Source organism: Paenibacillus sp. TAF43_2 (genome assembly GCF_052113545.1).
Lineage (GTDB): Bacteria > Bacillota > Bacilli > Paenibacillales > Paenibacillaceae > Pristimantibacillus.
Genome location: NZ_JBFRDK010000125.1, coordinates 21,364 through 28,673, shown reverse-complemented (window position 1 = coordinate 28,673; position 7,310 = coordinate 21,364). Strand labels below are relative to the sequence as shown.

At 44.2% G+C, this 7,310-nt stretch carries 7 protein-coding genes; all 7 read left to right on the top strand.

What is annotated here, in order from left to right:
* A partial coding sequence (fliF, locus tag AB4Z17_RS22995) for a flagellar basal-body MS-ring/collar protein FliF (RefSeq protein WP_441962267.1) occupies positions 1-1,319 on the top strand: 1,319 nt, incomplete at its 5' end.
* A gap of 23 nt (positions 1,320-1,342) precedes the next feature.
* The gene (gene fliG / locus AB4Z17_RS22990) at positions 1,343-2,344 is read left to right on the top strand and encodes a flagellar motor switch protein FliG (RefSeq protein WP_441962268.1); all 1,002 of its coding nucleotides are present in this window, start codon (positions 1,343-1,345) and stop codon (positions 2,342-2,344) included.
* Entirely contained in the window at positions 2,337-3,176 is an 840-nt protein-coding gene (locus AB4Z17_RS22985; RefSeq protein WP_076269149.1) for a FliH/SctL family protein, read from the top strand. The genes fliG and AB4Z17_RS22985 overlap by 8 nt, the downstream gene beginning before the upstream one ends.
* Complete coding sequence (fliI, locus tag AB4Z17_RS22980; protein WP_076269150.1) at positions 3,163-4,488, top strand: flagellar protein export ATPase FliI; 1,326 nt, start codon at positions 3,163-3,165, stop codon at positions 4,486-4,488. Before AB4Z17_RS22985 ends, fliI begins: the two co-directional genes overlap by 14 nt.
* Before the next feature lie 8 nt (positions 4,489-4,496).
* Positions 4,497-4,943: a flagellar export protein FliJ gene (gene fliJ / locus AB4Z17_RS22975; RefSeq protein WP_441911310.1), complete on the top strand. Its 447-nt coding sequence runs from the start codon at positions 4,497-4,499 to the stop codon at positions 4,941-4,943.
* A 31-nt stretch (positions 4,944-4,974) separates the two neighbouring features.
* Positions 4,975-5,886, top strand: coding sequence for a MotE family protein (locus AB4Z17_RS22970; RefSeq protein WP_441962266.1), 912 nt, complete (start codon positions 4,975-4,977; stop codon positions 5,884-5,886).
* Positions 5,887-5,931: 45 nt separating this feature from the next.
* Complete coding sequence (locus AB4Z17_RS22965) at positions 5,932-7,302, top strand: flagellar hook-length control protein FliK (RefSeq protein ID WP_441962264.1); 1,371 nt, start codon at positions 5,932-5,934, stop codon at positions 7,300-7,302.
* Positions 7,303-7,310: the final 8 nt, after the last annotated feature.

Here is a 7,310-nt window from a genome sequence, read left to right as displayed (position 1 = left end):
TTTCAGTACCGAGCACAGATGCAGCACGAATAAAAGTAGATGTAGGTTCTCAAGGTTTAGTWCAAAACGGTTCTATTGGTTTTGAAGCATTTAATGCAAGCTCAAGCCAGTTTGGCACAACCGAAAATGAATTCAATGTAAAATATTTGAATGCTTTGAACGGTGAAGTTCAACAGTTGCTGATTGCGATGCAAGGTGTGGACAGTTCGAAGGTTTTGGTTAACTTGCCAAAAGAAAGTGTATTTCTTTCTGCAGAAGACGCGGAGCAAGCATCAGCATCGATTATGATGAAATTCGTGTCTGGATATCGTCCAAGCCAGAAGGAAATCGACGGCTATTACAACCTGGTGAAAACGGCGGTTCCGGATTTGGCAATTAAGGATATTACGATCTCAAGCCCTCAAGGCGAATTAATCTACTCTGATGTTGCTGGCGGAATAGCTAATAATTCAGATGCGGTTGAGTCCCAATTCGTCATTCAGCGGAAATATGAGGCTGAGCTCAAGAAAAATATCCAGCAGTTTCTAGGAACAATCGTTGGAGCTGATAATTTAGTCGTTCAAGTTTCTAGCAGCATGAACTTCGATAAGAAGACTTCGCAGGAATCTGTTGTGAAACCGCTAGACAATAACAACAATAACGGCATCATCATTAGTGAACAGCTGAATAACAGTACTTCGACTGGCAATTCAGGAGACGCTGGCGGTGTTGCAGGAACTGGAGAGACTGACGTACCAGGCTACGAAGCGGCTGCGACGGGCAGCAATTCTTCAGAATCGAACTCGACCATTCGGAATTATGATGTGACGCGAATCAACAACAACATTGAATCCGGACCTTTTGTTTTAAAAGACCTTTCTATTAGTATCGGCATCGAACAGTCACAAATGAATGATGAAGCAAGCAGAACGGCCATTATGACATATTTGACTGCATTGGTGCGCGCACAACTAGCTGATTCTGGTCAAGATGTAACCAATGACGCATTGATAGAGAAAAAAGTTGCTCTTATTGCAAGAACATTTTCTGGAAGCAGTTCTGCTAAGGACTCAAGCCTCCTATCAACACCTTGGATTATCGGAATTGGTGTTGCTGCTCTTGCCATCATTGGCGGACTGATCTACATGTTAGCACGCAGACGCAAGAAGGTTGCCGAGGAAGAAATCGAATTGGTTGCTCCAGCTAAAGTGGAGTATCCAACACTTGATTTGGAAAGTGTCAACAACGACAGTCAGGCTAGAAAAAATCTTGAAACACTTGCCAAACGAAAACCGGATGAGTTCGTTAACCTTCTTCGCACATGGCTTGTGGATGAATAGAGGTGGTTCATGTGTCAAAATCAATGCAAGGATTATCTGGTCGACAGAAAGCTGCCATTTTACTCATTACGCTTGGACCTGATGTATCCTCTCAAATATTCAAGCATTTAAGAGATGAAGAAATTGAACAGCTAACACTTGAAATCGCAAATGTCCGTAAAGTGGACAGTAGTGATCGTGAAACAATTTTAAGCGAGTTTCACCAAATCTGTATGGCTCAAGAGTATATCACGCAAGGCGGCATTTCTTATGCCAAAGACATTTTGGAGAAAGCGCTTGGTGAACAAAAAGCTCTTGAAGTTATTAACCGGTTAACAGCAACGCTCCAAGTAAGACCATTTGACTTCGCTAGAAAAGCGGAACCTACACAAATTTTGAACTTTATTCAAAATGAGAACTCGCAAACGATTGCTTTGGTATTATCGTATTTACAATCAGAGCAGTCTTCGCACATTCTTTCATCGCTGCCGCAAGAGAAACAAGCAGAGGTTGYGAGGCGAATTGCTCTGATGGATAGCACATCGCCAGAGGTCATTTCGCAGGTAGAAAGAGTGCTTGAGCAAAAACTGTCTGCCACTGTTACCCAGGATTACACGAATGCTGGCGGTATCGACTCTATCGTTCAAATATTGAATGGTGTCGATCGCGGGACGGAGCGTACGATTCTCGACGCGCTTGAAATTCAAGATCCAGAGCTTGCAGAAGAAATCAAAAAACGGATGTTCGTGTTCGAGGACATTGTCAATATCGACAATCGCTCTATTCAACGAATCATTCGCGATATCGAGAATTCCGATCTTCAGCTTGCGCTTAAAGTGGCAAGTGAAGAAGTTAGAGAAGCGATCTTCCGCAATATGTCGAAGCGTATGGCCGAAACATTCAAAGAAGAAATGGAATTTATGGGACCAGTGCGGCTTCGTGATGTTGAAGAAGCGCAAACTCGCATTGTTGCTACGATTCGCAGATTAGAAGAGTCAGGTGAAATCATCATCGCCCGTGGTGGAGGAGACGATATCATTGTCTAATTTGATCAAATCTTCGAGTGTGATTACTCTTGATCAATTGAAGCAGCTCGAATGGCTGCATCAACGGAATCTTGAAATCAATGAATCACTGGATCAGGAAGAGGATATGGAACCCGTTCCTGATGAAGAAACGATAACTTTGCGAGATCAAATATTAAATGATGCTCAGCTATATGCAGAAGAGAGACTGCGTGATGCAGCAGAAGAAAGCGAAAAGCTTCTTGCTGAAACACAGCAGCAAATCGATGTATGGTGGCTCGAAAAACGTACAGAAGATGAATCAGCATCAGAAGCATCCAGGCAATCAGGCTATGAGCTTGGTTATGCCGAAGGAGCCGCGCAATCCGAAAAGGAAATGCGTGAGATCTGGGAGCAAAAGCTGGCTGAAGCATCGGATGTGCTAAAAACTGCATTCCAAATGAGAGAACAAATCATTCAGGAAGCAGAACCCTTTCTTGTTGAACTAAGCTGTGCGATTGCCGAAAAAATTATTGGGCAGCAGCTATCTACGGCACCTGAAATGGCAATCGAGCTCATTCGCAAATCATTGTCTAGACGCAGAGAGCAAGGAGTTATTACTCTATGTGTTGCACCTGGGCAGCTTGCATTCGTGCAAGCGGCAAGAGAAGAGCTTCATATGGCCATCGATTCACAAGCGGAATTGCAAATTTTGCCTGACTCGACGGTTAAAGACAATGGTTGTGTTATTCGCTCTTCATTTGGCAGCATAGACGCTCGAATTGACACGCAGCTTGCTGAGATCAAAAAAGAATTAATACATCTTGCTCATCATAGCGGCGAAGAACGAGGTCAAGCCTATGATAGTGAATAATCTAGATGTGCTTAAGTATATCGAGCATTTGCAGCCGCTTGATCCCGTTCGGGTCAATGGCAAAGTCACTCAGGTCATCGGCCTAACCGTGGAGTCAGAAGGACCTGATGCGAGCATTGGCGATGTTTGCTTTATTTATCCTTCCAAAGGCGCAAAGCCTATCAAGGCAGAGGTCGTTGGTTTTCGTGATAATAAAGTAATATTAATGCCTCTCGGTGATCTTCAGTCCATTAGCCCGGGCTGTGATGTTGTAGGTACAGGCAAACCTTTGACTGTTCAAGTCGGATCAGAGCTGCTCGGTAAAGTGCTCGATGGACTTGGAAATCCGCTGGATGGTTCATTTTTGCCAAGGCGTATGCCGCATTATTCTACTTATAATGAACCAAGCAATCCGCTTAAACGTCCGCGTGTCGTTGAACCACTCGGTATCGGTGTAAGAGCGATCGATGGGCTTCTTACCGTCGGGCGTGGTCAGCGTGTAGGCATATTCGCCGGATCCGGTGTAGGGAAAAGTACACTGCTTGGCATGATTGCTCGCAATACTTCAGCTGATGTTAACGTAATTGCGTTGATTGGCGAGCGTGGTCGTGAAGTGCTTGAATTTATCGAGAAGGATCTTGGCCCAGAAGGCTTGTCCCGTTCGGTCGTTATTGTTGCAACTTCAGATCAGCCAGCACTCATTCGCATGAAGGGCGCATTAATTGCGACATCCATTGCTGAATATTTCCGTGATCGCGGTCTGGACGTTATGTTGATGATGGATTCCGTTACAAGGTATGCAATGGCTCTTCGTGAAGTAGGTCTGGCTATTGGTGAACCGCCTGCTACTAGAGGTTACACACCTTCTGTATTCGCTGCACTGCCAAAGCTTCTGGAACGTGCAGGGACAGGGCCAACAGGCTCGATAACCGCCTTCTACACCGTTCTTGTTGATGGTGACGATATGAATGAACCTATCGCGGATGCTGTCCGCGGAATATTGGATGGTCATATCGTTTTAAGTCGTCAGCTAGCGCATAAGGGTCATTTTCCTGCCATCGATGTTTTAGCTTCTGTCAGCCGTGTTATGAAGGAAATTGTCACAGAAGAACAGCAAGATGCGGCGAATGAACTAAAAAAAATGCTAGCTACATATAAAGATTCGGAAGACCTGATCAATATAGGGGCGTACCAACGAGGATCAAATGTAGAAATTGATATGGCGCTAGAATTTATTGAACCGATTCAAAGCTACACAAAGCAAAAGACCAATGAAAAGGTGAGCTTAGAGGAAGCGCAAAGTCGTTTAATTAATGACTTCTACAGGAGTTGAATCACGAGATGGCATCGTTTCGTTATACTTTTCAAAAGGTTGTTGATTTAAAATCTAGTGAAAAAACACAAGCGGAATGGATTCTTTCATCGGCCATTGGTGCTCTAGCGGCTGAAGAATTGTCGTTAGAGCAATTGCGTGCGAAGCAGCAAGAATGGGAAAGCAAGCTGATTGAATCTTCACAGACTGCTGTTCCTTTATCTGAGCTTCAAGTTATTCAGCAATATTTGGACTATTTGGTCACTTGCATTACAAGCAAATTGAAAGATGTGTTGCATGCACAGAAGGCGGTTGAGCAAAGCCGACTTAAGCTTTCAGACAAGATGAAAGATGAGAAAGTGTGGCTTAAAGCAAAAGATCATGCGCGTGATCGGTTCCAGTATGCGATGCAAATCAAAGAGCAGAACGAACTAGATGAGATGGCAAGCGTCCGTTTCATGATACCAACCCCATAAAGTGATGCGTGACACCGGCTAGAGGGAGTGAGTGGAATTGGCGGGTATGGATAATGAAAAGCAAGGCTATAGCACGCTAGAGAGAATTATGTTTTTGATGACACCAATTTTATTCGCAATTGTATTGCTCGGTGTTTTGTACACCTTGTTCAATATTGATTTCCGCAATAAAATGCTGGAAGCCGGAAACTCAGTTCCATTTCTAAAAGACGTGCTTCCCGAGCCAAAAGTTGCAGGCGGGCCTGGAAATGATGATGCTTTGAAGTCAGCGAATATGTCAGCAAAAATTGCGGATTTGCAAACACAGCTTACTGCAATTGAAAGCGAACTGGCAGCTGCGAATCAAACGAAAGCAACGCTTGAGCAAGAAGTAAAGGACTTGGAAAGTGATAACATCCAGCTTAAAGGTGTAAACGATGATCAATTGCTTGAGGATGAGCAGTATCAAGCGAAAATTCAAGAACTGGCAAGCATGTTTTCCAAAATTACGCCAAGTAAAGCTGCTCCAATCTTGCAAAGTATGACTTTAGATGAAATGGTGCTCGTATTTGCAAATATGCGGCCTGACGATCGAGTGCGCATTATGGAGAAGATGAATCCTCAGACGGCAGCTGATGCAGCGATGAAGCTGAAGGATAACGTGCAGGCAAAGGATTTGCAAATTGCCGCCCTTCAAGCAAGACTTGATTCGCAGAAATCGCCAACAACGAAGCCTGCTTCCTCTGTTCTTGATCAAGAGCAATTAAGTGCAACGTTTACAGCTATGAATGCAAAGAGCGCTGCAGAGCTTCTTATCAAAATGATAGATGTGAGTCCAAGCAAAGTGCTTCGGATATTAAATGCGGTGGACAATAAAACAAGATCATCCATTATTGCAGAAATGTCTGGAATTAATGAAACGACTACAGCCAAAATTGTAGCCAAATTAATGACAGGAAGTTAATGTCTGACCTTATGTTTTCCCTCTATTTGAAAGGAGGTGAGAAAAATGGAAATGAACATTTCACAAGTTGCTTTAGTACAACCGCAAGCACAAGGAACAACAACGGGACAAGCAAGTGGCAATACAAGCGGAGCAGCGTTCCAGAAAACGTTAGTGCAGCAAATTAATAGCGAAGCTGCTGGCAGCAGCAGTCAGACACAAGCTGCACCTTTAGTTGCCAACGTATCTAAGGAAGCTATGGCTTTGGTGGACGGCGCTGCTGCAGCACCAACATTATCTGACCTCATGTCAATCATCGATGGTTTGCTAGCGCAATTGGATGCAACTAATGGTGAAGACGGCAAGGCTCCTCTTGAAGATGATCAGCAGCTCCAACAGTTGGAAGACGTGCTTGATCAAATGAATGCTTTGCTTGCTCTGCTTGGCATTCCAGTGCCTGTCATTCAGCAACCGATTGGTCAACCGACTAGCGGTGAGGAAGATTCCTCTATTACATTAGAGGGGAAAAATGCAGTGAATATCAAGTCAAGCCTGCAAGATACGTTGCTGCAAATGCAAGTGATGCTTCAGCAGGGAACAACAAAATTGGTTGGACAGCAAGAGCCAACGGTTTTGGTGGCGCAACAGCTTAAAGCGTTAACAGCGATTTTGGAAGGCGAGCCGGTGGATACGACTAAGACTCATACGAAATCGACCGCTTCTACACAACAACTGTTTACAGCTCAAAATGTACAGCAAGCAGACGTTAGTACGCTATTGCAACGACTGTCACAGCAAACCGCCCATCCTGCATTATTAACAACTGCAGTACAGGGTATGGAGCAGGCAAACGCATCAGATGTATCTGACTCTTCTATTGAATTAATTCCGCAAATGCAGCTTGGAACAAACAATCCGGATACAATGCGGACGTTTACTTCTCTTGTTGCTAATGCAGCAGCAGCTACTTCATTTGTTGTCGCTGATGAATTTGCCCAATCCATGACAGGTATGATCGTACAGAAATTTGATCTTACAACATTGAATGGCGTTTCAGAAGCGAAACTCATGTTATACCCTGAACATTTAGGGCAAGTAGACGTAAAAATAACGATGCAAAATGGACTTCTAACCGCGATCTTCCAAACGGATACGGCAATGGCCAAGGACATGCTGGATAATCAAATGGCTCAACTGCGGTCAGCGCTTCAAGCACAAGGCCTTATGGTAGATAAGCTTGAGGTTTCGCAAGGTCAGTCAGCTGCGCAGCTGTTTCAACAGCAGCATGGACAAGGAAGCAATCAGCAGCAGTCATCCAATCGTAATGCTGTGAACACTGACGATACTGTGAATGAGTCTCAATTTGAAACCGAAATGGTTCAACAAGCGACAATTCAGGGTCTTGGATTTGGCAGAGGCATCAACGTTAAAGCGTAGAGAAGTTA